Raw genomic sequence first — 26,929 nt, 5'->3', positions numbered from 1 at the left:
ATTTGTGCTGCTAAAATTATTTAAACCTAATACTAATAATTGAATTTTAACACCTAGCCTATGCAAAATTTTACTTTTGGGAGGAAGGGAACGAATTGGTTCCTTTTCGCCTTTGTTATGTTAATTGGAACCTTGCCTTCATTTGGGCAAGATTGCGCCACTAGCGTTGGAGATGATGACAGCGACCCTAATAATGGGTATCAGCAATCATTCTGCTACCTACAAACAGTAGAAGACATTGAAAGAACCGGAACAGACACGGCTATCTTTGAAACTGATGACACTGTAAATGATACTCAACCTATTGATTCTGATGAATTATTAACCGATGGTATTACTTACTACGTAGGTAGTACTACGCAAGACTGTGACCGGGTAGCTGTTGAAGTTACTGTAACTGCAGCGGCCACTCCAGACAATACTTTATTTCCTGGACAGGACAATTTCACGATATCACCTTGTGTATCTTCAAGTTTTACGGCTGAGGATCTTGAAGAATTGTTTATAGTTGATGCTGGAACAAATTATTCGATTGAAGCTTATACTTCTGAATTCGGAAATGAAACTGTAACTGGAGATTTATCACCTGGAGAAAGCTATTATGTAGCCCAAGTTTCTTCAGTAGCAGGCGAATGCCCTTCACCCAGAGCTGCTGTAGGATATGATCCTACTGAAGCTCCCTCTCCAATTACTGAGTCAGCTCAAACTTTTTGTGAAGGTGCAACAGTAGCAGATCTTGTTGCTGAAGGAACGGAAGAAAATACTCAGGCCATCAGATGGTACAGAAGTGGAAATTCCAATAGCCCCCTGGCAGATGATGTTGAATTAATAAATGGTGAAGATTATTTTGCTTCTCAAATTGTAAACGATCGTAATGATCCTTTCCCCCCTTGTGAAACCGACCCTGCAGACAGAGCTGTAACAGTGGTTACTGTAGAGTCTCCAGATGCAGGAGAGAATGCTTCTGTCACCTTTAACAGAGGAGATGGAACGGTAAACCTAATTAACTACTTAAACGGCACTCCTGATACAGGAGGAACCTGGGAACCTGGCAATGCTGATGGAACTTTTGATACTGCAACAGGCGAACCTGGGGTATATACTTATACTGTAACTGCAGGAGAGTGCGAAGACTTCGCTACACTTACAGTTTCTTTTGATGATTGTCCCGTAGTAGATGATACTGAACAGGCATTTTGTGAACTTCAAACAGACTCAACTGGAAACAATCCTCGAATAGCACAGGTAAGAGACCTGATGCCTATGGATGCTTTCTGGTATACCGAGAATAATTCTACAGAAGCATTGGATCCAATGACAGAATTAGTTGATGGCGAGGATTATTTCGCCGGAAATGAGGACGCCAGCTGTATTAATCAAAATGGTGTAACTGTAAACATAGATGAAGCCCCTAGTGCGGGTGCTGTTACTATTATAAGCGTTTGTGAAGACGCCGCAGCTTTTGATGTGGTTCCCTTTATAAATGACGCAGTGCAGGGTCCTGCTGAAGCAGGAGGCACTTTTTCACCGGAATTTGCAAGCGGAACAACTGTATTTGACCCAGCCGTAGATACTGCTGGAAGATATACTTATGCGGTTTCCAGCGAGAATGGAGGCTGTGAAGATGATACTACTTTTGTAACATTCCAAATAGAAGATAGCCCTAATGCAGGAGCCGATGAAAGCCTTGCACTATGCCAGTCAGAGTTGGATGCAATTATTGATTTAGCTTTCACAAACCCCGATGCAGCTCGAGCATTATTATTGGACAGGGTTGGAGATCGTGACTTAGACGGTACTTTTAACTATCAAAACCTTCTTGCTCAGTATCAAGCTGGTCAACAAGCTGGATATCCTATTAACATCAATGCAGAGTATACAGTAACTAACACATACGAAAATGCTTATCCTCAGGGAGACGAAGGAACCCTGGAGTGTGAAGATTCTGCTACTCTCAGTCTTACAATATATGAATCTCCTTATGCAGGTGATAATACAAGTAGAGAGGTCTCTACAGAAGATGATCCTCTAGATCTTTACCAAGTTTTAGTGGAAGATAGCGAAAACACTCCAGATACGGGAGGAACGTGGTCTTCAGGAAATGGAACATTTGATCCAGCAACTGATGAATCTGGAAGTTTCACTTATACCGTAACTACGGAGAACGATTGTTCTGATAGTGCTACTGTAACCATCACGGTTCAGGACGAACAAGAATGCCCAATCGTTGAGGAAACCACTCAATCTTTCTGTGAGTTACAGACAGATAGTACAGGAAATAATCCAAGAAAGGCACAGGTTAGAGATTTAGCTCCTAGCGGCGCAACCTGGTATGCTACTGCAGATTCCGAAGAACCCTTATCAGCAACAGCCTTGCTAGTAGACGGAGCGACTTACTATGCAGGTAATGCAGCAGGGGAATGTCCAGCAAGGACTCCAGTTGCAGTGAATATAGACGAAGCTCCAAGTGCTGGTGCTGTAACTATTATCACTGTTTGTGAAAATGACGACGCTTTTGACGTTGTTCCTTTAATCAACGAAGCAGTTCAAGGTCCAGCTGAAGCCGGAGGAACCTTTTCTCCTGAATTTGCTAGCGGAACTACAATTTTTGATCCTGCTGTTGATCAAGCAAGGAGGTACACTTATAATGTAGCAAGTGAAAACGGAGGTTGTGAAAATGACTTTACTTTCGTAACCATAAATATTACCCCAGCCGAAGATGCAGATGCAGGTCCTGCTGTGCAACAAGAATATTGTTCAAACGAAGCTACCAAAGACTTATATAGCCTAATTCCAGACGGTACAACAACTCAGGGAACCTTTGAAGGTTATGAGGACGGTAATTTCGAGCCAGCCAATAATATTGGAACAACTGAGATTACTTATGTTGTGAACCCGCAATCGGGATGTTTTAATGGAGTAGCTGAAAGCACATATACTATTACCGTGTATGAAGCTCCAAACGCAGGTGAAGATGTAGATCTTGAATATTGTATTACAGATATTGAGGAAATGACAGAAATAGAAGTATTAGAAATTTTTACTTCTCTTTTAGCAGATAGGGATCAAAATGGTTTCTTCCCGGAAGGCGAAACACCGATGGATCTATATGCAGATTTCAGTGCAAATCCTATTGGAACTTTTTCAACGACCTATACCGTAACCAATTCAAACTGCACGGACTCAGCAGAACTTTCCATTACAATAAATGATACTGAGTTGGCTGATGCTGGTAGCGATGTTGGAAACATTACTGTATGTTCTACAGATCCAGATATCAATTTATTTGATTATCTGAGCGAAGATGCCACCCAGGCTGGTTACTTTGAAGAATTAGAAAATGGAGTATTCAGCCCATCCTCAAATGGAGCAGGTACTTATACATTCACCTTTACTGTGGATCCTTCTACTGCTTGTGTGACTGACAGTGATTCTGCTATTTATACAGTAGAAGTTCTTCAGGGACCAAATGCAGGTGAAAATGGAAGTGTTGAATTTACCAGGGAAGATGATCCTGTGAACTTATTCACTTATTTGAACGGAACACCTGATGAAGGTGGAGTTTGGACCCCTGGCAATGCCGATGGTTCATTTGATCCATCTACTGGCGCAGCCGGCACCTATACCTATACCGTAACGAATGAAAATGATTGTTCTGATTCAGCAACTGTTTCTGTAAGTTTTGAAGATGAAGTAATTGTTGAATGCCCAGAAGTTACTGATACTGAACAAACATTTTGTTCGGTGGTGTCTGATGAAGATGGGAACAATCCAAGAAGACCTAATGTATCTGACTTAATGCCAATGAATGCAATTTGGTATGCAAGCGCAGATTCTGATGAAGCACTTACACCTACTACCCAATTGGTAAATGGAGAAACTTATTTCGCAGGAAATACCGAAGGTGATTGTGAGGAAAGAAATAGTGTTGAAGTTACTATAGAGGACAGTCCAAGTGCTGGTGCAACTACGATTTACGAAATATGTCAAAACGGGGAACCTTTTGATATTGTAGATATTATGAACCCTTCGACAGAAGGACCAGCAGAAGCAGGAGGAACTATAACTCCTGCATTGGCAAGTGGCACTACTATTTTTGACCCGGCGGTTGACACAGCTAGAAGATATACTTATACAGTAGCTAGTTCAGGCGACACCTGTCCAGACGATTCTGCTTTCATCACCATCAACTTTACTGAATCTGCTTTTGCAGGTGCCGACACTGAAGTAGATGTTTGTATGAATTCAGGAGCGCAGGATCTCTTCAATTATATAGATGTTGATGCTGACACTAATGGGGAATTCATTTTGAATGATACTGAAATAGAAGATGGTATTATGAATCCAACTGATTTTGAAGTAGGAACTTACGAAATAACTTATTTCGTAGCTTCCGAAAATGATTGTGGAGAAGATGAAGCGACAATTACAGTAAATGTATTAGAAGCTCCAGAGGCTCCCGTGACAGCTGAGCAAGTTGCTTTCTGTGCAATTGACGGCGCAACTGCTGCTTTGCTAGAGGCAGAAGGAACTAACTTAACCTGGTATTCTGATGCTGACCTAACAATGATGGTGACTGAAGAAGACCTATTGGTAAGTGGTGAGTACTATGTTACACAATCATCAGACGAAGGATGTGAATCTGAAGCTGCTATGATTACTGTTAATATCGTAGATTCTCCTGCTCCAACAATTAGTACAGATTACGAGCTATGTGAGTTTGATAATCCAACACTTGCGGAGCTTACTGCCGAAATCAATGAAACAGGCGAGGTGACCTGGTATGATTCAGCCGATAGCATGACTGCTCTAAGCGACAATGCTATGCTTACTGATGGTACCACTTACTATGCCACGCTAATTTCAGACAACGGCTGTGAGAGTTCAGAAAGATTAGCTGTTACAGTTACTCTGGAAGATTGTGCTCTATTATTCCCAGAAGCCATTACACCAAATGGGGACGGGATGAACGATAGTTTCGTAATTGAAAATATCGAAAGTGAATATCCAAACTACAACATTACCATCTTTAACAGATGGGGTAGTGCTGTTTACAAAGGCAACGCCTCTGTACCGGCTTGGGATGGAACTTCTAACCAATCAGGTAGTCTTGGAGACGGTGTACTACCGGTAGGTGTATATTTCTATGTGGTAGACTTTAACGACGGAAGCACAGAGCCACGTCAGGGTAGAGTATACTTGAACAGATAATATAAAAGGATAAACATTAGAAAGAAATGAAAAAAACAATCACAAAATATTTAATATTCGCAGGCATTATCCTTTTCTCAATTAAGGGTATGTCTCAGCAAGACCCTCTGTTCACTCAGTATATGTATAACATGAGTGTAATAAACCCGGCCTATGCTACCGATGATCCTGGTATGTTAAACCTGGGGGGTATTTATAGATCTCAATGGCAAAATGTTGACGGTGCTCCAAGCACCGCCAACTTCTTTGCCCACACCCCAATTAGTGAAAGGGTAGAACTTGGTTTAACCGTGGTTCATGACGAAATAGGTAATATTGTAAATGAAAACAATATCACAGCTGATTTCGCTTATGTAATCCCTACGGGAGGAGAAAGCAAAATCTCTTTCGGTCTTAAGGGTGGTCTTACCACATTTGATGCAGACCTAGCTGGTTTACAGGTAAATGATCCCACTGATCCTGCATTGCAGAATATAAACGAAGTATTCCCGGTATTTGGGGTAGGTGCTTTTTGGTTTGGAGAAAACTATTATTTAGGTGCCTCTGCTCCTAACCTGTTTACTTCAAAGTATATTGAAAATGAACAAGGACTTGCAGCCTTAGGGGAAGAAGCAATACATTACTATTTAACCGGGGGGTACGTTTTTCAACTCAACCCAGATCTTAAACTAAAGCCTGCATTTATGGCCAGAGGAGTTAAAGATGCCCCGTTATCAGTAGATGTTACAGCAAATGTTTTGTTATATGACAGATTGGAAGCTGGTATTGGTTACAGGTTTAATGAAACCATAACCGGTTTGGTTAACTTTAAGATAACCCCGTCACTTCGTGTTGGGTATGCTTACGACCATTTTACTTCCGAATTCGCAAACTACGATTTAGGTGGAACTCACGAAATTATGCTGTTGTTTGATCTAGACCTGTTTGGCCTTACCAAAGGATATGACAAATCACCTAGATTCTTCTAAAAACCGAATAATATGAAAAATTTATATAGTACACTTTTTATTCTTTTTATAGGCCTTGCCGCTTTTGGGCAAAGTGCTGAAATAAAGAAGGCAGATAAATTGTTTGTTCAAAGAGCATACATTGACGCTGCAGATGCCTACGAAGATGTTGTAGATAAAGATCAACATGTATTGCAGAACCTTGGTGATGCATACTTTTTCACCAATCAAATGGAAAATGCAGCGGAAACTTACCGTACTCTTTTTCTTAGACATGCAGAAATCACGGCTCCTGAATATCAGTTTCGATTTGCCCACGCTCTGCGTGCCACAGGAAACCAGGAAGAAGCCGATAAGTATATGAGTGCATATACTGGAGAAGATGTAGACTACGAAGATTTTGCACGTAAATTAGATACTGCTGTTCCCCACGTTTATACCACAAATCAGGTTATGAGCAACAGTTCTTCTGCAGATTTTGGTATTGCCTTTTATGGGGACCGTATAGCTTTTGCTTCTACTAGAAACCAAGAGCGCCCGATTTACCCCTGGAACAAAAAACCAACCTTAGATCTTTACAGCGCTGAAATTTCTGATGATGGGGAACTAAGTGATATCGTATTATTTTCTGATGAGATTAATACGGATCTACACGAAAGCTCCGCTACATTTAGTGAAGATGGCCAGGTGATGTATTTTGACCGTACCAGTGAAGACAGAGTTAAAAATGAAGAAGGAATTAGAGTTGCTCATATTAAAATCTTTCGTGCAGAAATGGTAGATGGCCAGTGGAGCAATATCGAAGCACTTCCTTTTACAAGTGATGAATATTCTACGGAACACCCAAGCTTAAGCGCAGATGGCAGCAAACTTTATTTTGCCAGCGATATGCCGGGTTCTGAAGGTTCTTTTGACATCTATGTTGTAGCTATTAATGAGGACGGTACTTATGGGGAACCAGAAAATCTTGGTACAGGAGTTAACACTGCTCATCGTGAACAATTTCCTTACATTGATCAAAAAGGAGTACTTTACTTCACTTCAGATGGTCACCAGGGATTTGGTAACCTGGACGTATACAGAACTGAAGGAGATTTCTCAGAAGTTCAAAACTTAGGTAACACGGTTAACAGTGGTCACGACGATTTCGCTTTTGTAATCGATGAAGAAAACCAGAAAGGCTACCTTGCTTCCAACAGAAGAGGTACAGATAACCTTTATGTTTTTACAAGGGAAGATTATGTTCCTCCAGTTGTTGAATATGATGACAGGGAAACCAACCCTGAAACAGGAAGACAACAATTAAGAGATGTAGGTAACATTTACTTTGCTTTTGATAAATCAAACATTCTTCCTGAGGCTGAAATCACTCTTAACAAGGTTGTGGCTATTATGAATAAATATCCAGACCTAGAGATAGAGATAGGTTCTCATGCAGATTCAAGAGGATCTAATCCGTACAATATGGCTTTATCTGAAAGAAGGGCTGCCTCTACTCTGGAGTATATTGTAAGCCAGGGAATTTCAAGAGACCGCTTAACAAGTAAAGGTTATGGAGAAACCGTTCCAATTGTAGATTGTGAGGCTGAGACCATCAATTGTACAAAGGCTCAATTTGCATTAAACAGACGTAGTGAATTCACAATTATGAATGACGAAAACGCTATGGATTCTGAAGAAATGGAAGACGAATAAACCTTCCATAGGTTAGCTACTAACTAACCAACCAAAATGTGAAAAGCCCCGGATTTCCGGGGCTTTTTTATTGGTTTCAAAATTATAACCATACCCCTCACTAATAAATTCTTAGTTCTTCTCTGGTGGATATCCTTTTAAGGCCTTTTCAACTATTTTTTCAAACATAGCACGTCGTTCCTGCGGGGAAGCATTAAGATTGATTTTAGATTCTACCACAGCTTGCCATATCAGCGCATCCTCTTGTGCATTAATAAAGTCTATGGTAATCTCAAGAATCTTGGTATTGTTCTCTAAAGGGATCCCTCCTGAAACTCCTACTCCAACATTACCACTACCACCCCCAATTCCTATACCGACCCTACTTCTATTCTGGTCAATATATTCCCGGGAATAAGCATTGACATAAATATCGGGTTGCTCCGAAATAGAAAACCCATTGTTTTTCATTCCCTCTCTAAGGCTCTCGATAAGCCTGGTTTCATCTAAGGCAGACAGCTCCGACTGAAAATCAGGATAGAGCCCATAAGTATTAAATCCTTTAAAACTAATGCTCTGGTCGTAATCATAAATCGCTCTCGGGCTATTACATGACATAAGGATTAGGCAAACCAAAACCAATTTTATTAATTTCATAGACGGTTATTATTTAAATTAAAAGCATAAAAAAACAGCGTAGAAATTAATCTATGCTGTTTAAAATTAATCAAAAACTCTGCAGGAATTCTAAAATTAACAGGGTTTAAGAGGGCTCTTTATTTAACATTTCCCATAACCTGTCTTTTAGTTCGGTCAAACCTTGTTGTGCCACTGAAGAAATAAACAGATAAGGAACTCCCAGATTTTTATCTAATTCGTTTTTCAACTCTAATTTTAATTCGGCATCCAGCATGTCACTTTTTGAGATAGCAACCAGCCTGTCCTTATCCAGCATTTCCGGATTATACCTACGTAATTCATCCAGGAGAATTTCGTATTGTTTTGAAATATCAGGGGCATCAGCCGGCACTAAAAATAATAATGTCGAATTTCGTTCAATATGGCGCAGAAAACGATGGCCGATGCCTTTACCTTCAGCAGCACCTTCAATAATTCCTGGTATATCAGCGACCACAAAGGTTTTAAAGTCACGGTATTCCACAATCCCCAAATTGGGTTTAAGGGTCGTAAACTCATAATCGGCAATCTTTGGTTTGGCAGCGGTAATTACAGAAAGTAAAGTTGATTTACCTGCATTGGGAAAGCCAACCAGGCCGACATCAGCAAGGATTTTTAACTCCAGGGTGATATCTACCTCGGTACCATCTATTCCCGGCTGAGAATATCTCGGGGTTTGGTTGGTGGAGCTTTTAAAATGCCAGTTCCCGCGACCACCCATGCCCCCTTCAGCGATAAGATATTCTTTTCCGTCTTCCGTGATTTCATGAATAACTTCCTGGGTTTCGGTATCGCGAATTACCGTTCCCAGAGGTACTTCTATATACTGATCAGCACCTTCAGCTCCGGTACTACGTTGCTTACTACCGTTACTACCGTGTTCAGCACGAATATGCCTTTTAAACTTTAAATGATATAGCGTCCAAAGGTTTTTGTTTCCCTTCACAATGACATGTCCGCCTCGTCCTCCATCACCTCCATCAGGCCCGCCTTTGGCAACGTATTTTTCACGGTGCAGGTGTGAAGATCCACTTCCTCCTTTTCCGGAAGCTACATGAATCTTTACATAATCAACAAAATTCCCTTCAGTCATATTTTAAATTTATTAAGCCTGCAATTTATCAATTACGGTACTTAGACGCTGGGTAATTTCCTCCACGGAACCGACCCCATCCACACCGTAATATTTGCCTTGTTTTTTATAATATTCTTTAAGGATAGCGGTTTCATTATAATACACCTTGATCCTGTTTCTTATTACCGATTCATCGGCATCATCTTTTCTTCCTGAAGTTTTTCCTCTTTCTAAAAGTCGTTCTACTAACACCTGATCATCTACTTCTAAGGCAATCATTGCGGTCACTTCGGTATTCTTTGATTCCAATAATTCAGCTAAGGCATCTGCCTGGGCCGCAGTTCTGGGAAATCCGTCAAAGATAAAACCCTTAGCTCCACTATTTTTTTCCACCTCAGCATTCAGCATTTTTATGGTCACTTCATCGGGAACCAACTGTCCTTTATCCATAAAAGATTTAGCGTGTAAACCCAATTCAGTTTTGCTTTTGATGTTATACCTAAAAACATCTCCGGTTGAGATATGGATTAGTTTATATTTCTCTTTTAGAATGTCTGCCTGAGTTCCTTTACCGGCGCCGGGTGGGCCGAACAAAACCAAATTTGTCATGTTGTTTTCTTTACGTTTATAGATTTGTGTAAGATTTCGTCCTAAACCATCATAATCCAGACCATAACCTACAATAAATTTATTCGGAATCTCTAATCCTATATATTTTATTTTAAAATCCTTTTTATAAGCTTCGGGTTTGTAAAATAAGGTCGCGACTTCATAATTAGCAACCTCTTCCTGGTGCAAGATTTTATTGATCTCCTCCAAAGTATTACCGGTATCCACAATATCTTCCAGTAAAATAACTTTTTTACCCTTGAGCGACTGAGTCAAGCCTAAAAGGGTTTTTACTTCCCCAGTAGTTTTGGTACCCTGGTAAGAACCTAGTTTCACAAAACTAACTTCGCATTCTCCATTAAATCTTTTAATCACTTCACTTGCAAACATAAAAGACCCATTAAGCACTCCTAAAAAAACCGGATTAGCATCACGGTAATCTTCATTAAGCTTCGCAGCCAAGCTAGTTATGGCTACATTGATTTCTTCTTCTGAAATATAAGGCTCAAATTCTAAATCGTGTAGTTTTATCAAATCTGAAAAATTTTAAAGGGCAAAGATAAGGATTCTTAACAACCCAAACTGCCAGATTTCCATAAGAATAATAGCACAGCTTGACCGAAAAAATTATTTTTGCGGAAACATTCACGGTATGATCAATTATTTTTCTTCCGATTTTAAATTGGGAATTCTAGGTGGGGGACAATTGGGCAAAATGATGCTTTATGAAACCCGCAAATACGATATCCAAACCAATGTTATAGATCCAAACCCTGAAGCCCCCTGCAAAATTGCCTGTGATTATTTCGAAACCGGGGATCTTATGGATTTTGATACGGTGATTAACTTCGGAAGAAAAGTGGACGTGCTCACTTTTGAAATAGAAGGTGTAAATATCGAAGCATTAAAGCAACTACAGCAGGAAGGTGTAAAAACCTATCCTGCGGCTGAAACTCTGGAGAAGATTCAGAATAAGGGAGTTCAAAAGAATTTTTATAAAAAACATCAAATTCCAACCGCTGATTTTAAAGTTTATTCCACCAAAAAAGAATTGATTTCCGCCCTAGAGAAAGGTGAAACGCATCTGCCTTTCGTTTGGAAAAGTACAACCGGGGGTTATGATGGAAAAGGAGTTTCGGTAATAAAAAGCATGGAAGCTATACAGGAGCTCCCGGATGCAGAATGCATTGCGGAAACCCTTGTTCCTTTTAAAAATGAATTGGCAGTAATTGTAGCTAGATCAGCTTCAGGAGAGGTAAAAACCTATCCGGTAGTAGAGATGGAATTCCACCCCACAGCCAACCAGGTAGAATATGTAATTTGTCCTGCCAGGATCGAAGATTCGGTGGAAAAAAAAGCCAGGAAGCTGGCGGTTAACGTATCCGAGGCATTTAAGCACGTCGGCCTGCTAGCTGTTGAAATGTTTCAAACAGAAGCTGATGAAATTCTGGTGAATGAAGTCGCACCCAGACCACATAACAGCGGGCATTATAGTATTGAATCGAGTTATACCAATCAGTTTGAACAACACCTTCGTGCTATTTTAGATTTACCACTGGGAAATACCGATAGTAAAGTCGGTGGAATTATGGTAAATTTGGTAGGTGATCAGAATCACCAGGGCGAAGTGGTATATGAGAATATTGAAAAGATAATGAGGATGCCGGGAGTAACACCACATATTTACGGCAAAAAAATGACTCGTCCATTTCGGAAAATGGGTCACGTTACCATCGTAAATAAAGATCTTTCGGAAGCGAGAAGAATTGCAGAAAATGTTAAGAATTCAATAAAAGTTATTTCTAAACAATAAGGTTTACAAAGTTTTTTGAAACTATAATTATGAACAAAGTAGCAGTAATAATGGGAAGCACCAGCGATCTTCCGGTAATGCAGGAAGCCATAGACATTCTGGAAGGCTTCGACCTGGAAGTGGAAGTAGATATCGTTTCTGCCCACCGTACCCCAGAAAAATTATTTGAATATGGAAAGACTGCGCACCAGCGTGGAATAAAAGTGATTATAGCCGGTGCCGGTGGCGCCGCTCACCTCCCTGGAATGATTGCCTCGCTTTCCCCCCTTCCGGTAATTGGAGTTCCGGTTAAATCCAGTAATTCTATTGATGGCTGGGATTCGGTTTTATCTATCTTACAAATGCCGGGTGGTGTCCCGGTAGCTACAGTAGCACTTAACGGAGCAAAAAACGCAGGAATTTTAGCGGCTCAAATAATTGGCGCTTCTGATAAATGTACCTTAGATAAAATTCTGGTTTATAAAGAGGGCCTCAAAGAAAAAGTAATTGAAGGCTCTAAAAAAGTAAAGCGATAAAAAGCAAAAGCCACGTCGCAAGACGTGGCTTTCTTTGTAGTAAACTTACCTAAATCTGTACAATTATTTATTAACCATTCTAAATATTTAAACCAGAAAAACTTTAAAAGCTACTACAATTTTAAAACGTTCAATATTTTAAAGCTGAAATATACAGTTTTTCCCATAAAAAAAATGTTTTGCGTTAAAAAAACTTACTAAAAACGTCAAATTTAAGTTAAGTACATGCCTAAAATCGCTTAAACAGTGATTAATAAATAAATTAGACATTTCAAATTAAAAAGCAACCAGAGATAATGACCACTCAAAATAATCCCCTTTTACAGGAATTTGATTACGCTCCGTTTTCAACAATTAAAAACCAGCATTTTAAACCTGCGATTATCAAAGCCATTGAAATGGCCAGGGAAGAAATAAATGCGATTAGCACAAATCCTGAAGAACCCAGCTTTTATAATACCATTGAAACCTTAGAATTTTCAGGAGAAAAATTAGACCGGGTCACCAGTATATTCTTTAATCTTAATTCCGCTGAGACCAATGAAGAAATTCAGCAAATCGCTCAGGAAGTTTCCCCGATTCTATCAGAATTCAGGAACGATATAATCCTCAATAAAGCGCTTTTTGAAAGAGTGAAATCGGTTTACTTAAAAAAAGAAACACTTGATCTAAATACCGAACAAAACACACTATTAGATAGAAAATACAAGGCTTTTGCTCGCAACGGTGCAAACTTACCTATTGAAAAACAAAACGAACTTAGAGATATTGACAAATCCCTTTCAAAGTTAAGTTTGGATTTCGGTCAAAATGTACTTGCCGAAACTAACAAATTTGAATTACAGCTCACCGATGAAAATGATTTAAAAGGACTTCCTGAAAGCTTTAGGGAAGAAGCGGCACAGGTGGCCAGTTCAAAAGGAAAAAAGGGCTGGATATTTACCCTGGAGTACCCCAGTTACCTCCCTTTTATGAAATATGCTCAAAACAGGGATCTAAGAAAAAAAATGGCGCTTGCCTTTGGTTCCAAGGGCTTTCACCAGGACGAATTGGATAATCAGAAAAATGTGCTGCAGATCGCTCAATTAAGATATAAACGCGCACAACTCCTGGGTTACAAAACCCATGCTCACTTTGTTCTGGAAGAACGTATGGCAGAAACTCCGGAAAAAGTAAACAGCTTTTTAGAGGAAATTCTTGAAAAGGCTAAACCCGCTGCTGAACGTGAATTTGCAGAGCTAGAAAATTTCGCCAGAGATTTGGATGGCATAGATCAATTACAAAAATGGGATGCGGCATATTATAGCGAAAAACTCAAACAGAAATTATTTGATCTCGATGATGAAAAACTCAAACCTTATTTTAAACTTGAAAATGTAATAGAAGGCGTTTTCACGGTAGCCAATAAACTTTATGATCTTAGTTTCCAGGAAGTTTTTGATGTGGATAAATATCACAAAGACGTAAAAACCTACCGGGTTATTGATGAAAATAAAAAAGAAATCGCACTTTTCTATGCCGATTTCCACCCTAGACCCGGCAAACGCGATGGCGCCTGGATGACGGGTTATAAGTTTCAATACAAAAAAGACGGTATGGAAGAACGTCCGCATATTTCTATTGTTTGCAATTTCACCAAACCTTCTGAAAAACAACCTTCGCTGCTTACATTTAATGAAGTCACTACCCTTTTCCACGAATTTGGGCATGCCTTGCACGGGATGTTGGGTGATACGCAGTATCCGAGTCTTTCCGGTGCGAACGTATACTGGGATTTTGTGGAACTACCCAGTCAGTTATTAGAGAATTGGTGCTACGAAAAGGAAGCACTTCAGTTGTTTGCAAAACACTACGATACCGGGGCCGTAATACCTATGGAACTGATTCAGAAAATAAGGGAATCGGCAAATTTCCAGGAAGGAATGGCCACCCTTAGACAACTTAGTTTTGGCATGCTGGATTTGAGCTGGCACGGGGTTAATCCTTCTTCAATTAAAGAGGTCAAAGCTAATGAGGACAAAGCCTTTGAGCGTACAAAATTATTTCCAAATGTAGCAGAAAATTGTATGAGTACCGCATTCTCCCATATTTTCCAGGGCGGATACTCAGCTGGGTATTACTCCTATAAATGGGCGGAAGTTTTAGATGCCGATACCTTTGAATATTTCCAGCAACACGGAATCTTTAGTCGGGAAGTTGCCAATAAATTTAAGACAACTATCCTTTCCCAGGGCGGTACGGACCATCCGATGACCCTCTATAAAAAATTCCGAGGTAAAGAACCCAAACCCGATGCTTTACTTAAACGTGCCGGACTGATTGAAAAACAATAAAGTTATTAGCGGTTTGTAGTTTCAAACCGCTTGCCCTTTCTTCAAAGTTTTTTGCGATAAAAGCTTATAAGATCAATAGCTTATATATCCAAATACTTTTGTTAATTTTGAAGTGACCTTGAAGCTAGCTTATGCCAACTCACCAACTCGATCCTACAAAATGGGTGGACAAATATTCAGATTACCTGTTTAACTATGCAATTGTTAGGGTAAACGATCGCGAGGTGGCCAACGATTTAATTTCGGAAACCTTTCTGGCTGGGCTTAATTCTAAAGATAATTTTGAAGGAAGAGCCACCGAGCGCACCTGGCTTATTTCCATTTTAAAACGTAAAATTATAGATCATTATCGCAAGATAAATTCACAAAAAGGTAAAGCAGAGGTGCGTATTAATTATTCGGATTCTGAAAATAATGGAGACTGGCTGGAAGAACAGGTAGCCGATACTTTTGATCGCTCTGCCGAGGATGATATGGAAAACACGGAGCTAGGACTGGCTATTTTAGAATGTCTTGAGCAGATAAACGAGAAACATGCCGCTATTTTCAAAATGAAAACCATTGATGAGGCTGACACTGAAGCAGTTTGTAAAGAATTCAATATTAGTCCGTCTAACCTTTGGGTAATTATTCACAGGGCACGTACCGCTTTGGCCGCCTGCCTTGAAAAAAACTGGTTCTAAATTATGCCGAAACGAAATTTTTTCATTTTTGATTGTTCAAAAGCTGAAAACTGCTGTGATAAAAGCCAGTACAACGAAGCTGGAACCCGAGAAAAGATCGCTATGCTCATGCACCTGCTTTTATGCAAACCTTGCCGGAAGTATACCTCCAAAAATACTAAACTTACCCGCTTAATTAAAAAATCCAAGGTCAAAACCTGCTCCGAAGAAGAAAAAAAGGCATGGAGAAACCGCATCGAAAAGGAGATGGCTAAAAAAGAATCTTAACTACCAGCCAGCAAAACAACCAAAATACAGGAATCCCCTCCACCCAAAAGGCCGAATAATATTTATGTTGATCCACTTCTGCGGCTTTAATAAAAAATGCTGAAATCAATAAAGTCATACTAAGAGCGATAAAATTTATTATTGAAGCGCCAGGCTTTAAAAATTCAAAAGCCAGCATAAGTGCAAGTAAAATATAACCAATTCTCTTAGTATTTGCTATTCCAGTTTGTTGGGGGATAGTATTTAAATCCCCGGAATCAAATTTAAGGTCTCTTATCTCAAAGGGAAGCGTTATAGCGATCACAAAGAAAAAACGTTGGAAAAAAGTAATGCTCACCTTATAAAAACCTGCCTGATCTATTACAGGCAAAATAACCGTAACGCCTGCCCATACCATGGCGATAATAAAAATTTTAACACCCCCTATATTTCGTAAATTTTGCTTGTTTTTTCCTGGGGGAATTGCGTAAAGCAAAGTAAAAACTCCTAAAATCCCAGAAACCAAAATTGTTTTTAACTCCTGTTGAAAAGCAAAATATACAAAGGCTAGAAAGCAGAAAAATGAGAAAATTTGTAGCAGTTTTAGGTTCCTGGCCAGACTGGCATGATGAAGTCTGGCAATGCCAGCGTATTTTACAAAATTATAGCCGGTAATACTTCCCAGGAATATAAAAAGCAGCAGGTCTTTATCCAATTCAATATGGAATTCCAGAAAACTTAAAATGCTTAAAGAAACCACGGCCAAAGCCACGTGCAGACTGCTATTTATATAAAAGTCAAGAATTTTTTTTAACCCCCACATGCTGCTAAAATAATCATTCTAGCCGCAACCAGGATTGTGCGTTCAAATCTTAACAAGTGTATCGGCCTAAACACTAAAAATTTACGTTAAAAATATGTACTTTCGCAGCACAAAACCACAACTTTATTTTAATGAGAACAGATTCTTTTGCCCTACGCCATATTGGCCCTAGAGAAAGCAATCTACAGGCTATGTTGGACACCATTGGTGTAGATACGTTAGAACAACTGATATACGAAACCATCCCTGACGATATTCGTTTAAAATCGCCATTAAATTTACCTTCGGCACTCAGTGAAAACCAATACGCGGAGCATATTGGAAAACTTGCAGCTAAAAACAAGATTTTTAAGAGCTATATAGGTCTTGGTTATCACCAGGGAATCTTACCGGCAGTTATTCAAAGGAATATTTTGGAAAACCCGGGTTGGTATACCGCCTACACCCCGTACCAGGCGGAAATTGCACAGGGAAGACTGGAAGCTTTATTGAATTTCCAAACTATGGTAAGCGATCTTACCGGGATGGAAATAGCCAATGCCTCACTTTTAGACGAGTCAACTGCAGCGGCGGAAGCTATGGGGCTTTTATTCGCGGTGCGAGATCGTAAGCAAAAGAAAAATGAAGTTAATAAATTCTTTGTTTCTGAGCAGGTCTTACCTCAAACTATAGACCTCATTAAAACCCGTGCGGATTTTATGGGCATTGAGCTTGTGGTGGGTAATCACCAGGAATTTGATTTTAACGAGCAATTCTTTGGCGCTTTGCTACAATATCCGGGCAAATACGGTCAGGTTTTCGATTATGCAGCTTTTGTTTCTAAATGTAAAAATGCAGGGATAAAAGTGGCCGTTGCTGCCGACATTTTGAGTTTGGTAAAACTACAGGCACCGGGAGAACTTGGTGTAGATGTCGTGGTTGGCACCACCCAGCGATTTGGGATTCCGTTAGGTTATGGCGGTCCTCATGCTGCATATTTTGCAACCAAAGAAGATTATAAAAGAAATCTTCCCGGAAGAATTATTGGTGTAACCAAAGATATCGATGGTAACCATGCCTTGAGAATGGCACTTCAAACCAGGGAACAACACATCAAGCGCGATAAAGCTACTTCAAATATTTGCACTGCTCAGGTCTTATTGGCCGTTATGGCAGGGATGTATGCAGTTTACCACGGTCCTAGCGGGTTAAAATATATTGCTGATACCGTTCACTTCTCTACAGTGACTTTAGCTGAAGAGTTAGAAAAAATGGGGCTTAAACAAGTCAATTCCGCCTATTTTGATACGCTCCAGGTCAAGGCAGATGCTAAAAAAATTAAAACTGAGGCTGAAAAGAACGAAATCAACTTTTATTATCCTGATTCCGAAACGGTTTGTATTTCACTCAATGAAACCACAACCCAGGAGGATATCAATAATATTTTAAAAGTATTCGCTTCAGTTGGCGGTAAAAATGCCGCTGAAATTGAAAGGCTAAATGAAGAAGAAACAATTCCTTCGGCCTTACAAAGAAAAACGGAATTTCTGACTCATAAAGTTTTTAACCTTTATCATTCGGAAACCGAATTGATGCGTTATATCAAAAAACTGGAGCGAAAGGACCTTTCGCTTAACCAGTCTATGATCTCGCTCGGAAGTTGCACTATGAAATTAAATGCGGCTTCGGAAATGCTTCCTTTAAGCAATCCGCAATGGGGAAATATTCACCCGTTTGTTCCCGTTGATCAGGCCGAGGGTTACCAGATCGTTTTGAAAAGACTGGAGGAGCAGTTAACGGAAATCACCGGGTTTTCTGCAACTTCGCTGCAACCAAATTCAGGCGCACAGGGAGAATATGCCGGCCTTATGACAATTAGAGCCTACCTCGAATCTAAAGGGGAAGCACATAGAAACATATGCTTAATCCCGTCTTCAGCGCACGGAACCAACCCAGCTTCCGCGGTAATGGCCGGAATGAAGGTGGTAGTGACCAAAGCTTCAGAAAACGGAAATATAGATGTTGACGACCTTCGAGAAAAAGCTATAAAATATAAAGATAATCTTGCCGCCTTGATGGTCACCTATCCTTCTACCCACGGGGTCTTTGAATCGGCTATCAAGGAAATTACGCAAATTATTCACGATCACGGGGGGCAGGTTTATATGGATGGCGCAAATATGAACGCCCAGGTTGGCCTTACCAATCCCGGGGTGATTGGTGCCGATGTTTGCCATTTGAATTTACATAAAACCTTTGCAATTCCTCACGGGGGCGGTGGTCCCGGTGTAGGTCCCATTTGTGTTGCCAAACAATTAGCACCGTTCTTACCCGGTAATCCTGTAATCAAGACGGGTGGGGAAAAAGCTATCGGCGCCATCTCCTCCGCTCCATGGGGTTCTTCTTTAGTTTGCCTTATTTCATACGGTTACATTACTATGTTAGGCAGCAAAGGACTTCAGAAAGCAACTGAATATGCTATATTAAACGCCAATTATATAAAAGAACGTTTAAACGATCATTACAAGACATTATACTCTGGAGAACGCGGTCGGGCTGCTCACGAGATGATCCTGGATTGTCGTCCATTTAAAGAGAAAGGTATTGAAGTAGTTGATATTGCCAAGCGATTAATTGATTACGGATTCCATGCACCAACGGTTTCTTTCCCGGTGGCAGGAACTATGATGATAGAACCTACCGAAAGCGAAAGTAAAGCCGAACTGGACAGGTTTTGCGATGCGCTTATTTCTATTAGGCAGGAAATACAGGAACTGGATAGCCAGGAGGATAACGTCCTTAAAAACGCCCCGCATACCATAACGATGCTGACCTCAGATGAGTGGAAGTTTTCATATACCAGGGAAAAAGCGGCCTATCCGCTTAATTTTGTTTCCGAAAATAAATTCTGGCCAAGTGTAAGACGTGTAGACGAAGCCTTTGGAGATAGAAATCTAATGTGTACCTGCCCTCCCATTGAGGAGTATATGGATGCATAACATAAAGAATTGCCTGAAAATTTTCTAGGGAAATTATCCTCAAGGTTTTTTTCAGGCATTTTTTATATATGATTCCGATCACATTTCAGTTTATTTTTCAGATTTATTTAAAGCTGATTATATTTGTAATTAGTACATTGGAGTTTAATCTTAATTAAAAGTCAGATGAATATTAAAATTACCGGCACAGGTAGTTATATCCCCAAAGTTATAACCACAAATGCTGACTTTGATAACCATGAATTTTTAAATCTTGACGGAACAGGATTTCCCCAGGACAATAAAACCACCATTGCCAAATTTAAGGCTATCACGGGAATTGAAGAACGGCGATACCTGGAGGAGAATTTAAATACTTCAGATATGGCGGTAATTGCCGCCCAGCAAGCTTTAGAAGCCTCAGGCACCGATCCTGAAACCCTGGATTATATTATTGTAGCCCATAATTATGGTGATGTAAAACACACAAGCATACAAAGTGACACGGTTCCAAGTATGGCTACAAGAGTGAAATATCATTTACGCATTAAAAATCCGAAATGTGTTGGGTATGATGTTCTTTTTGGCTGCCCGGGTTGGATTGAAGGCGTTATCCAGGCACAGGCTTTTATTAAGGCGGGAATGGCTAAGAAATGCCTTGTGATTGGTGCTGAAGCCCTATCTCGCGTGGTAGATAAGCATGACCGTGATTCTATGATTTTCTCTGATGGTGCCGGGGCAATAGTTTTAGAGGAAACCAATCAAAAAGGAGGAATCCTTGCCCACGAATCCGGCACTTATTCCTTTAATGAGGCCAATTATATTTACTTTGGCAAATCAAACCGGACGGAATCTCCAGAGGATTTACGATATATTAAAATGAATGGTCGTAAAATTTATGAATTTGCCTTAATGCATGTGCCGACAGCGATGAAAACCTGTTTAGAAAACAGCGGCAAAAACATAAAAGATCTAAAAAAGATCTTTATTCACCAGGCAAATGAGAAAATGGATGAAGCCATTATAAAACGCTTCTTTAAACTGCATAAACAGAAGGTCCCAAATAAGGTAATGCCGATGACCATCCAGGAACTAGGCAACAGCAGTGTGGCTACGGTTCCTACGCTTTACGATCTTGTGGTTAGACATCAAATCGCTGATCAGCATCTTGATAAGGGAGATGTGGTGATGTTTGCCAGTGTTGGTGCAGGAATGAACATAAACGCCATTGTTTATCAATATTAGATGTACGAGAATAGTTTTCCTAATAAACGTTATAAAGAAACTTTAGATTTTTTAGAGTCCAATGTGCCGGCGCCCGCCAAAATTCTTGATTTAGGAGTTAGAAATCCTTTTTCGGAAATTATGGAAACTCATAATTATCAGGTGCAAAATACCCAAGGGGAAGACTTAGACCTCAATACTGAAGCTGTAGAGAATTCAGAATATCAGGTAGTTACTGCCTTCGAAATTTTTGAACACCTGGTTGCTCCCTACAATGTTTTAGCAAAAATTAAAGCTAAAAAACTAGTAGCGACAGTCCCGCTTAAATTATGGTTTTCCGCTGCTTATCGAAGTAAAACTGATCTGCGCGATAGGCATTATCACGAATTTGAAGACTGGCAATTCGATTGGCTTTTAGAAAAAGCAGGCTGGAAAATTACGAGCAGAAAAAAATGGACCAACCCGGTAAACAAGCTGGGGATCAGACCGATTTTGAGACAGTTCACCCCTAGGTATTACGCGGTCTATGCAGAAAGAATCTAGAGGAATTTATCTTTAACCGGCAGCAACACTTAAATTACGGCCATTGAAAATCAATATTATCATCCCTGTTTATAACGAAGCTGATTTTATTGGTGACACCCTCCAGTCTTTACTAAACCAAAGTTATCCAGCTGAAAGGATTGTAGTGGTAGATGATGGTTCCACTGATGCCACCCCAGTGATCGTCCAGAATTTTGCAGCTAAATATTCTCAAATTTCCCTTGTAAAAAATAAATCCAGGGCAATTCATTTACCCGGAAGCAAGGTTATAAATGCCTATAACCAGGGTATGGCAAAGCTGGATTCTTCTTTTGATATCATCTGTAAATTTGATGGGGATTTAATTTTTTCGACAAATTATTTAGAGAAAATTATGATGCATTTTAAACAAAATCCAAAAATTGGAATGGCTGGCGGATTTTGTGAAATACAACAAAATGGAGCATGGGTTTTAGAAGACCTAACCGGGAAAGATCATATTCGTGGTGCTTTAAAGGCCTACCGGAAAGCTTGTTATAACGATATTGGCGGGCTCAAACCGGCTATGGGATGGGATACCGTTGATGAATTGCTCGCCCAGTACCATGGCTGGGAAATAAAAACCGATAAAAGTCTAAGGGTAAAACACCTTAAACCCACCGGAAAAAACTACAATAAAACTTCGAAGTACAAACAGGGCGCAGCCTTTTACAGTTTGAGATATGGTTTTGTAATATCGGTAATCGCATCAGCCAAACTTGCTTTTAAAAAGAAAAATTTAGGCATATTTCGGGAGTGTATCGTGGGTTTCTTAAGGGCTAAAAATGAAAAACGACCTTATCTTGTTAATAAAGAACAAGGTCGTTTTATCAGGAATTTACGTTGGAAAAAAATGCAGGAAAAACTATTCTGATATTTCCGACTCTCCTTTTTCCAGTAGCATATGCAATGGTGTTCCGGTTGTTCCGTTTGGAAAAGAAATTCCCAAAATAGCCGAAACTGTTGGCGCTATATCAATGATCTCTGTTCGCTTTGTTGTGCTCCCGTGTTTTACCCCATTTCCGTAAAAAATCAAAGGGGCATGGGTATCATACATCAATCCGCTGCCGTGAGTCGAACCGGTTTTAGAATAAACAATGGTTGCAGGGTCTAAAACATAAACTACATCGCCACTCCTTTTTTGATTAAATCCATTTTGAATAGCAGATCCTGCTCCAGTAACAAAACTGCCGCTACTAAGTTGGTCCCTGGTAAAGACTTTGTCTATTTGATCCAGCTGAAGGATATAATGAGCCACTTTTGACTGCAATTCCGAAAAATTGATTCCCGTTTGCTCCATAACTTCATAATTAAAGAAAACCTGGCTATTGTAAACACTTTCTATAAGGTTTTCCACCTCAAATTCCTTAAGCGTAAATTCTTTTAAGGCTTTTGTAAATTCATCAGATTCAAAATAACCAGCCGGAATATTTACCGATTTCAAATAGGCCGGCACATCTACCCCTCCGTGATCTGCAGTTAGGAATACGGTATAGTTTCCTTTGCCCACCTTCTCATCCAATTGTTTTAATACCTCTGCTATATTCTGGTCCAACCTTAAATAAGCATCCTGTACTTCTTTTGAGTTAACGCCAAAATTATGTCCAATATAATCCGTACTGGAATAACTTAATGTGAGCACATCCGTAATGTCATCCCTTCCTAAATCTTCCGCATCAATAGCAGCAAGAGCAAAATCTGTCGTGATATCATTACCGTAGGCGCTGGATTTTAGAATTTCATATTTACGATCAGTATCACCCAGTTTGGTCAGATCGTAAGGGAAGGTGGCGGTCTCCTTGCCCCTGTAGCCCCCTTCAAACTCATTAAGGTCGCTCCCACTTTCATGATAAGTATTAATATCATATAAAGTATTCCATGTCTTTAAATAAGCTTCAACTTTATCTGAATCATTAAAATCCTTTACCCACTGTGGTAAATCCTCCATATAAAAAGAACTGCTTATCCACTTTCCTTCATCTCCGCCATGAAACCAGTAAGCCGCATTTGCGGTGTGACCAGCAGGAAGAATGGATCCACGGTCCTTCAGGGCAACCCCAATGGTCTTACCCCTCATTTGAGTATGTAAGCGGTTTTCATCGGCAAAAGTGGTAGTTTTCAGTCGGTGTGGTGACATTTGCCCTGCATCATCCCGGGTTCCCACCGGATTAACAGACGCATCTCCCACACAATAAACCGATTCATGTATAAATTTGTTGTACCAGCCATTCCCGATAATTCCATGGTTCATCGGGCTGGTTCCAGTATAAACAGAAGCGTGGCCCGGGCCGGTATAAGTAGGCACATAATTGAAATGATTGTTTTTGAAATTAAAACCTTCATTTACCAGTTTCTTAAATCCGTTTTCCCCGAACCGGTCCCAGAATCGCGTTAGGTAATCGTAACGCATCTGATCCACCACAATTCCAACAACGAGTTTTGGTTTATCCTGTACCTCTTCCTGAGAAAATCCCTGAAAAGTCAATAATCCGGTCAAAAATAAAAATGCAATTCTCTTCATTATATTATGTTTTATAGAAGTAGTTCAAAATTACTAAACTTATTAGGCTAAAGATTAATTCTACGTTAAATACTTTGGAGTAATTTTTTAGTATTTTAGCTTTACAAAAATTGCTTAATGAACTATCTACACTCCATTGGGGAATATTTTTTAATGCTGAAGGGGACCTTTCACAGAATGACGAAAGGATCGGTTTTAAGGGGCTTAATCCTTAAAGAATTAGATGACCTGATCATTGGCTCCATGGGAATTGTGTCTTTTTTATCCTTTTTTATTGGAGCCGTAGTGGCTTTACAAACTGCCCTTAACTTAAATAACCCGCTAATTCCCAAATCGCTGGTGGCATATGCTGCAAGGCAATCTATAATTCTGGAATTCGCACCTACCTTTATCTCCATTATCATGGCAGGGAAAGTTGGGTCTTATATCACCTCTAGTATAGGCTCTATGAACGTAACGGAACAAATTGATGCTCTTGAGGTCATGGGAATAAATTCTCTCAATTACCTGATTTTTCCCAAAATCATAGCGATGTTATTCTACCCGTTCGTGATTGCGATTTCTATGTTTCTGGGGATTCTTGGCGCTTATACAGCGGCAGTTATGGGCGGTTTTGTACCTCCCGATATTTTTGTACAGGGCCTTCAGGAGGATTTCATTCCCTTTCATCTCGTATATGCTTTTATTAAGACATTTTTATTTGCTTTTATCCTGGCAACCGTTCCGGCTTATCACGGGTATTATATGAAAGGCGGCGCCCTGGAAGTTGGTCAGGCCAGTACCACATCTTTTGTCTGGACCAGCGTGGTTATTATTATTACAAATTACGCAGTAACCCAATTATTACTAAGTTAATGATAGAAGTAGAAAATTTACATAAAGCATTTGATGGTGAGGAGGTCTTAAAGGGAATCGATTTTACTTTCGAAAAAAGTAAAACCAACCTCATTATCGGGCAATCCGGCTCCGGAAAAAGTGTGCTTTTAAAATGTTTACTGGGGCTATTCACTCCGGAGAAAGGAGTAATAAAGTATGATGGGAAACCATATACGGAATTTACTGAAGATGAAAAAAAAGATCTTAGCAAACAAATAGGAATGGTTTTTCAGGGCGGTGCACTTTTTGACTCCATGACCGTGGAAGAGAATGTTCTATTCCCCTTAAGGATGTTTACCAAAAAGAAGAAAAAGGAAAACCTGGAACGCGTAAAAGAGGTTCTAAAACGTGTCAATCTTGATGGTTCGGAGAAAAAAATGCCTTCAGAGATTAGTGGGGGAATGCAAAAAAGGGTTTCTATAGCACGTGCGATAGTAAACCGGCCAAAATACCTTTTTTGTGACGAACCCAACTCTGGACTGGATCCTAAAACAGCGACGGTAATAGATAATCTGATTCAGGAAATCACTCACGAATATGATATCACCACAATAATTATTACCCACGATATGAACTCTGTTCTGGAAATTGGAGAAAAAATCGCCTTCTTAAAAGACGGCGTTTTAGTATGGAAAGGAGATAAATCACAAATTTTCCAAACCGATGATGAAGCCGTAACCGATTTTGTATACTCCTCAAACCTGTTCCAAAAAGTAAGAGAAGCCCAACAAAAAGAACTTTAATTAACGGATCGCACCTGGAGGGTATCCAGCTTTAATCGAACTTTTAGCCATCGTTCAAAACGCTGCTTTTGCTCAGCAATCTGGCTGGTTTTTAAATTATTTTTCCAACCAACGGTAAAGGTGGGAATGGTATCTGTTTTTGAAAAGTTCGTGGTAATAAGGTTTGAATAGCCTAACTCCTCTATACCCTCATAGTTGATTTTCGCTTCCTGACTTAAATCCAAGAATGAAAAACCCTGGCCACGATATTTCGAAATTTCATTTTCTAATAGTGCTATTTTTTCATCCTTATCCTCAATAAGTTCCTGATTCTTCATATAAAGATCTTCAAGGATACCACTTCTAACCTGGGTGGAAAGCTGATCCAATGTCCCGCTGGGATCTGCTCCCTGGTGTATAATTAATTCCGATTCCTTTAAGGCTTCAAATTCATTCAGTTGCTGTTGCCAGTTTGAAATTATAGCTTGTGGTACACGGTTTCCTATTAAATAAACTTCGATACTTTTTTCGTTATAGTCGTATGAAGATTTTATAGTCTCCGTCCCTTCGTATCTCATTACATCAGATATAAACTCCTTGGCTTTGGATTCAAATAATTGTTCCTGGAGCAGGAAAACAAATAAAATCACACTGGGGATCATTACAATTACCGCTATGGTGGAGGCTATTTGAGCGGTCCTTCGACGCTTTTTACTGTTCACATATTTCACCAGGGGAAAACCGAGCACTTTGGTGACTACAAATGTAGAAAGTGCAATAAATACAGCATTAATGGAAAAAAGATATAAGGCACCACCTGCATAGGACCAGTTTCCAATGGCCAGACCGTACCCTACCGTACATAATGGTGGCATAAGAGCGGTGGCAATGGCAACCCCAAGAATGACACTGGCTATGGTTCCCTTCTTCGTTTTAGCCACAATAAGAGCCAAACCACCAAAAATAGCTACTAAAACATCCAAAATCGTGGGATAAGTCCTGGCAATAAGTTCTGGAGTTTCTTCTTTTACCGGTGAGATTAGAAAATAAATATAAGCGGTAAGTACGCTTAGACCTACCATCAAACCGAGGTTTATAAACGATTTTCTAAGGGTAAGTACATCATTTATGGCAACGGACATTCCCACGCCTACAATAGGCCCCATTAAGGGCGAGATTAGCATTGCTCCGATCACAACGGCCGTACTACTCACATTAAGCCCAATAGAAGCTACGAAAATTGAAAAAATAAGAATCCACGCATTGTGTCCTTTAAAGGAAATATCTTTCTTCACTGCTTCTACTGTAGACTCCCTGTCGGTATCGTGCCGGATTTCCAAAAGCTCTTTCACCAGTGCTTTTATACTTTCCCAAATTCCCTGTGCGTTGGCGCCTATAGCTTCTTGTTTATCCTGCGTTTTCAGGGATTGATTCGTCCCAGGATTCTGATTACTATCCATA

At 39.9% G+C, this 26,929-nt stretch carries 20 protein-coding genes; 14 read left to right on the top strand and 6 right to left on the bottom strand.

Going from position 1 to position 26,929, the window contains the following annotated elements; all coding sequences use genetic code 11:
• Positions 1-60 precede the first annotated feature (60 nt).
• From DET49_RS04435 to DET49_RS04425, 3 genes are read left to right on the top strand one after another with little or no spacing between them, the layout of a single operon-like run.
• A complete protein-coding gene (locus DET49_RS04435) occupies positions 61-5,211 on the top strand; it encodes a gliding motility-associated C-terminal domain-containing protein (RefSeq protein WP_133546889.1) in 5,151 nt (1,716 codons plus the stop codon).
• Positions 5,212-5,237: 26 nt separating this feature from the next.
• Positions 5,238-6,179 carry a type IX secretion system membrane protein PorP/SprF gene (locus tag DET49_RS04430; protein WP_133546888.1) on the top strand — a complete coding sequence of 314 codons (942 nt, stop codon included), beginning with the start codon at positions 5,238-5,240 and terminating at the stop codon, positions 6,177-6,179.
• Positions 6,180-6,191: 12 nt separating this feature from the next.
• Entirely contained in the window at positions 6,192-7,853 is a 1,662-nt protein-coding gene (locus DET49_RS04425; protein WP_133546887.1) for an OmpA family protein, read from the top strand.
• Positions 7,854-7,964: 111 nt separating this feature from the next.
• On the opposite strand, the gene DET49_RS04420 is transcribed toward DET49_RS04425, so the two are convergent.
• The 3 genes from DET49_RS04420 to DET49_RS04410 form a co-directional block, all read right to left on the bottom strand.
• Positions 7,965-8,489: a DUF4136 domain-containing protein gene (locus DET49_RS04420; RefSeq protein WP_133546886.1), complete on the bottom strand. Its 525-nt coding sequence runs from the start codon at positions 8,487-8,489 to the stop codon at positions 7,965-7,967.
• Positions 8,490-8,595: 106 nt separating this feature from the next.
• Positions 8,596-9,603: a GTPase ObgE gene (gene obgE, locus DET49_RS04415; protein ID WP_133546885.1), complete on the bottom strand. Its 1,008-nt coding sequence runs from the start codon at positions 9,601-9,603 to the stop codon at positions 8,596-8,598.
• 12 nt (positions 9,604-9,615) lie between these two features.
• A complete protein-coding gene (locus DET49_RS04410) occupies positions 9,616-10,728 on the bottom strand; it encodes an adenylate kinase (RefSeq protein ID WP_133546884.1) in 1,113 nt (370 codons plus the stop codon).
• 118 nt (positions 10,729-10,846) lie between these two features.
• Between DET49_RS04410 and DET49_RS04405 the strand changes: the two genes are divergently transcribed.
• The 5 genes from DET49_RS04405 to DET49_RS04385 all read left to right on the top strand — a co-directional run bounded on the left by DET49_RS04405 (position 10,847) and on the right by DET49_RS04385 (position 15,805).
• Complete coding sequence (locus DET49_RS04405) at positions 10,847-12,007, top strand: 5-(carboxyamino)imidazole ribonucleotide synthase (RefSeq protein WP_133546883.1); 1,161 nt, start codon at positions 10,847-10,849, stop codon at positions 12,005-12,007.
• Positions 12,008-12,036: 29 nt separating this feature from the next.
• The gene (gene purE, locus DET49_RS04400) at positions 12,037-12,522 is read left to right on the top strand and encodes a 5-(carboxyamino)imidazole ribonucleotide mutase (RefSeq protein ID WP_133546882.1); all 486 of its coding nucleotides are present in this window, start codon (positions 12,037-12,039) and stop codon (positions 12,520-12,522) included.
• 296 nt (positions 12,523-12,818) lie between these two features.
• Positions 12,819-14,855, top strand: a complete 2,037-nt coding sequence (locus DET49_RS04395; RefSeq protein WP_133546881.1) for a M3 family metallopeptidase — start codon at positions 12,819-12,821, stop codon at positions 14,853-14,855.
• Positions 14,856-14,986: 131 nt separating this feature from the next.
• A complete protein-coding gene (locus DET49_RS04390; protein WP_133546880.1) occupies positions 14,987-15,538 on the top strand; it encodes a sigma-70 family RNA polymerase sigma factor in 552 nt (183 codons plus the stop codon).
• A 3-nt stretch (positions 15,539-15,541) separates the two neighbouring features.
• Positions 15,542-15,805 (top strand): hypothetical protein, encoded by a 264-nt coding sequence (locus DET49_RS04385; RefSeq protein ID WP_133546879.1) that lies wholly within the window; start codon positions 15,542-15,544, stop codon positions 15,803-15,805.
• Here DET49_RS04385 and DET49_RS04380 read toward each other — a convergent pair.
• Positions 15,789-16,607 (bottom strand): hypothetical protein, encoded by an 819-nt coding sequence (locus DET49_RS04380; RefSeq protein WP_133546878.1) that lies wholly within the window; start codon positions 16,605-16,607, stop codon positions 15,789-15,791. The genes DET49_RS04385 and DET49_RS04380 overlap by 17 nt on opposite strands.
• 131 nt (positions 16,608-16,738) lie before the next feature.
• Between DET49_RS04380 and gcvP the strand changes: the two genes are divergently transcribed.
• The 4 genes from gcvP to DET49_RS04360 all read left to right on the top strand — a co-directional run bounded on the left by gcvP (position 16,739) and on the right by DET49_RS04360 (position 22,223).
• Positions 16,739-19,585 carry an aminomethyl-transferring glycine dehydrogenase gene (gcvP, locus tag DET49_RS04375; RefSeq protein ID WP_133546877.1) on the top strand — a complete coding sequence of 949 codons (2,847 nt, stop codon included), beginning with the start codon at positions 16,739-16,741 and terminating at the stop codon, positions 19,583-19,585.
• A 165-nt stretch (positions 19,586-19,750) separates the two neighbouring features.
• The gene (locus tag DET49_RS04370) at positions 19,751-20,809 is read left to right on the top strand and encodes a 3-oxoacyl-ACP synthase III family protein (RefSeq protein ID WP_133546876.1); all 1,059 of its coding nucleotides are present in this window, start codon (positions 19,751-19,753) and stop codon (positions 20,807-20,809) included.
• A complete protein-coding gene (locus DET49_RS04365) occupies positions 20,810-21,331 on the top strand; it encodes a methyltransferase (protein ID WP_133546875.1) in 522 nt (173 codons plus the stop codon).
• A gap of 43 nt (positions 21,332-21,374) precedes the next feature.
• Entirely contained in the window at positions 21,375-22,223 is an 849-nt protein-coding gene (locus DET49_RS04360; RefSeq protein WP_133546874.1) for a glycosyltransferase, read from the top strand.
• On the opposite strand, the gene pafA is transcribed toward DET49_RS04360, so the two are convergent.
• Positions 22,215-23,870, bottom strand: a complete 1,656-nt coding sequence (gene pafA / locus DET49_RS04355; RefSeq protein WP_133546873.1) for an alkaline phosphatase PafA — start codon at positions 23,868-23,870, stop codon at positions 22,215-22,217. The two genes, DET49_RS04360 and pafA, sit on opposite strands and share 9 nt — an antisense overlap.
• A 117-nt stretch (positions 23,871-23,987) precedes the next feature.
• Here pafA and DET49_RS04350 point away from each other — a divergent pair, with 117 nt between their 5' ends.
• Both DET49_RS04350 and DET49_RS04345 read left to right on the top strand, forming a co-directional pair.
• On the top strand, positions 23,988-24,725 hold the full coding sequence (locus DET49_RS04350; protein WP_133546872.1) for an MlaE family ABC transporter permease: 738 nt from the start codon (positions 23,988-23,990) through the stop codon (positions 24,723-24,725).
• Positions 24,725-25,489 carry an ABC transporter ATP-binding protein gene (locus DET49_RS04345; protein WP_133546871.1) on the top strand — a complete coding sequence of 255 codons (765 nt, stop codon included), beginning with the start codon at positions 24,725-24,727 and terminating at the stop codon, positions 25,487-25,489. Before DET49_RS04350 ends, DET49_RS04345 begins: the two co-directional genes overlap by 1 nt.
• Here the strand turns inward: DET49_RS04345 and DET49_RS04340 are convergent.
• Positions 25,486-26,928, bottom strand: a complete 1,443-nt coding sequence (locus DET49_RS04340; protein WP_133546870.1) for a DUF389 domain-containing protein — start codon at positions 26,926-26,928, stop codon at positions 25,486-25,488. The two genes, DET49_RS04345 and DET49_RS04340, sit on opposite strands and share 4 nt — an antisense overlap.
• Position 26,929 lies beyond the last annotated feature (1 nt).

Source organism: Salegentibacter sp. 24, assembly GCF_004362395.1.
GTDB lineage: Bacteria > Bacteroidota > Bacteroidia > Flavobacteriales > Flavobacteriaceae > Salegentibacter.
The sequence above is the reverse complement of the archived record's forward strand: the minus strand, read 5'-3'. Positions and strand labels throughout refer to the sequence as shown.

Excerpts from the sequence above, each read along its gene's own strand:
- DET49_RS04435 (WP_133546889.1), top strand. The coding sequence starts at position 61 with ATGCAAAATTTTACTTTTGGGAGGAAGGGAACGAATTGGTTCCTTTTC.
- DET49_RS04430 (WP_133546888.1), top strand. The coding sequence starts at position 5,238 with ATGAAAAAAACAATCACAAAATATTTAATATTCGCAGGCATTATCCTT.
- DET49_RS04425 (WP_133546887.1), top strand. The coding sequence starts at position 6,192 with ATGAAAAATTTATATAGTACACTTTTTATTCTTTTTATAGGCCTTGCC.
- DET49_RS04420 (WP_133546886.1), bottom strand. The coding sequence starts at position 8,489 with ATGAAATTAATAAAATTGGTTTTGGTTTGCCTAATCCTTATGTCATGT.
- obgE (WP_133546885.1), bottom strand. The coding sequence starts at position 9,603 with ATGACTGAAGGGAATTTTGTTGATTATGTAAAGATTCATGTAGCTTCC.
- DET49_RS04405 (WP_133546883.1), top strand. The coding sequence starts at position 10,847 with ATGATCAATTATTTTTCTTCCGATTTTAAATTGGGAATTCTAGGTGGG.
- purE (WP_133546882.1), top strand. The coding sequence starts at position 12,037 with ATGAACAAAGTAGCAGTAATAATGGGAAGCACCAGCGATCTTCCGGTA.
- DET49_RS04395 (WP_133546881.1), top strand. The coding sequence starts at position 12,819 with ATGACCACTCAAAATAATCCCCTTTTACAGGAATTTGATTACGCTCCG.
- DET49_RS04390 (WP_133546880.1), top strand. The coding sequence starts at position 14,987 with ATGCCAACTCACCAACTCGATCCTACAAAATGGGTGGACAAATATTCA.
- DET49_RS04385 (WP_133546879.1), top strand. The coding sequence starts at position 15,542 with ATGCCGAAACGAAATTTTTTCATTTTTGATTGTTCAAAAGCTGAAAAC.
- DET49_RS04380 (WP_133546878.1), bottom strand. The coding sequence starts at position 16,607 with ATGTGGGGGTTAAAAAAAATTCTTGACTTTTATATAAATAGCAGTCTG.
- gcvP (WP_133546877.1), top strand. The coding sequence starts at position 16,739 with ATGAGAACAGATTCTTTTGCCCTACGCCATATTGGCCCTAGAGAAAGC.
- DET49_RS04370 (WP_133546876.1), top strand. The coding sequence starts at position 19,751 with ATGAATATTAAAATTACCGGCACAGGTAGTTATATCCCCAAAGTTATA.
- DET49_RS04365 (WP_133546875.1), top strand. The coding sequence starts at position 20,810 with ATGTACGAGAATAGTTTTCCTAATAAACGTTATAAAGAAACTTTAGAT.
- pafA (WP_133546873.1), bottom strand. The coding sequence starts at position 23,870 with ATGAAGAGAATTGCATTTTTATTTTTGACCGGATTATTGACTTTTCAG.
- DET49_RS04350 (WP_133546872.1), top strand. The coding sequence starts at position 23,988 with ATGAACTATCTACACTCCATTGGGGAATATTTTTTAATGCTGAAGGGG.
- DET49_RS04345 (WP_133546871.1), top strand. The coding sequence starts at position 24,725 with ATGATAGAAGTAGAAAATTTACATAAAGCATTTGATGGTGAGGAGGTC.
- DET49_RS04340 (WP_133546870.1), bottom strand. The coding sequence starts at position 26,928 with ATGGATAGTAATCAGAATCCTGGGACGAATCAATCCCTGAAAACGCAG.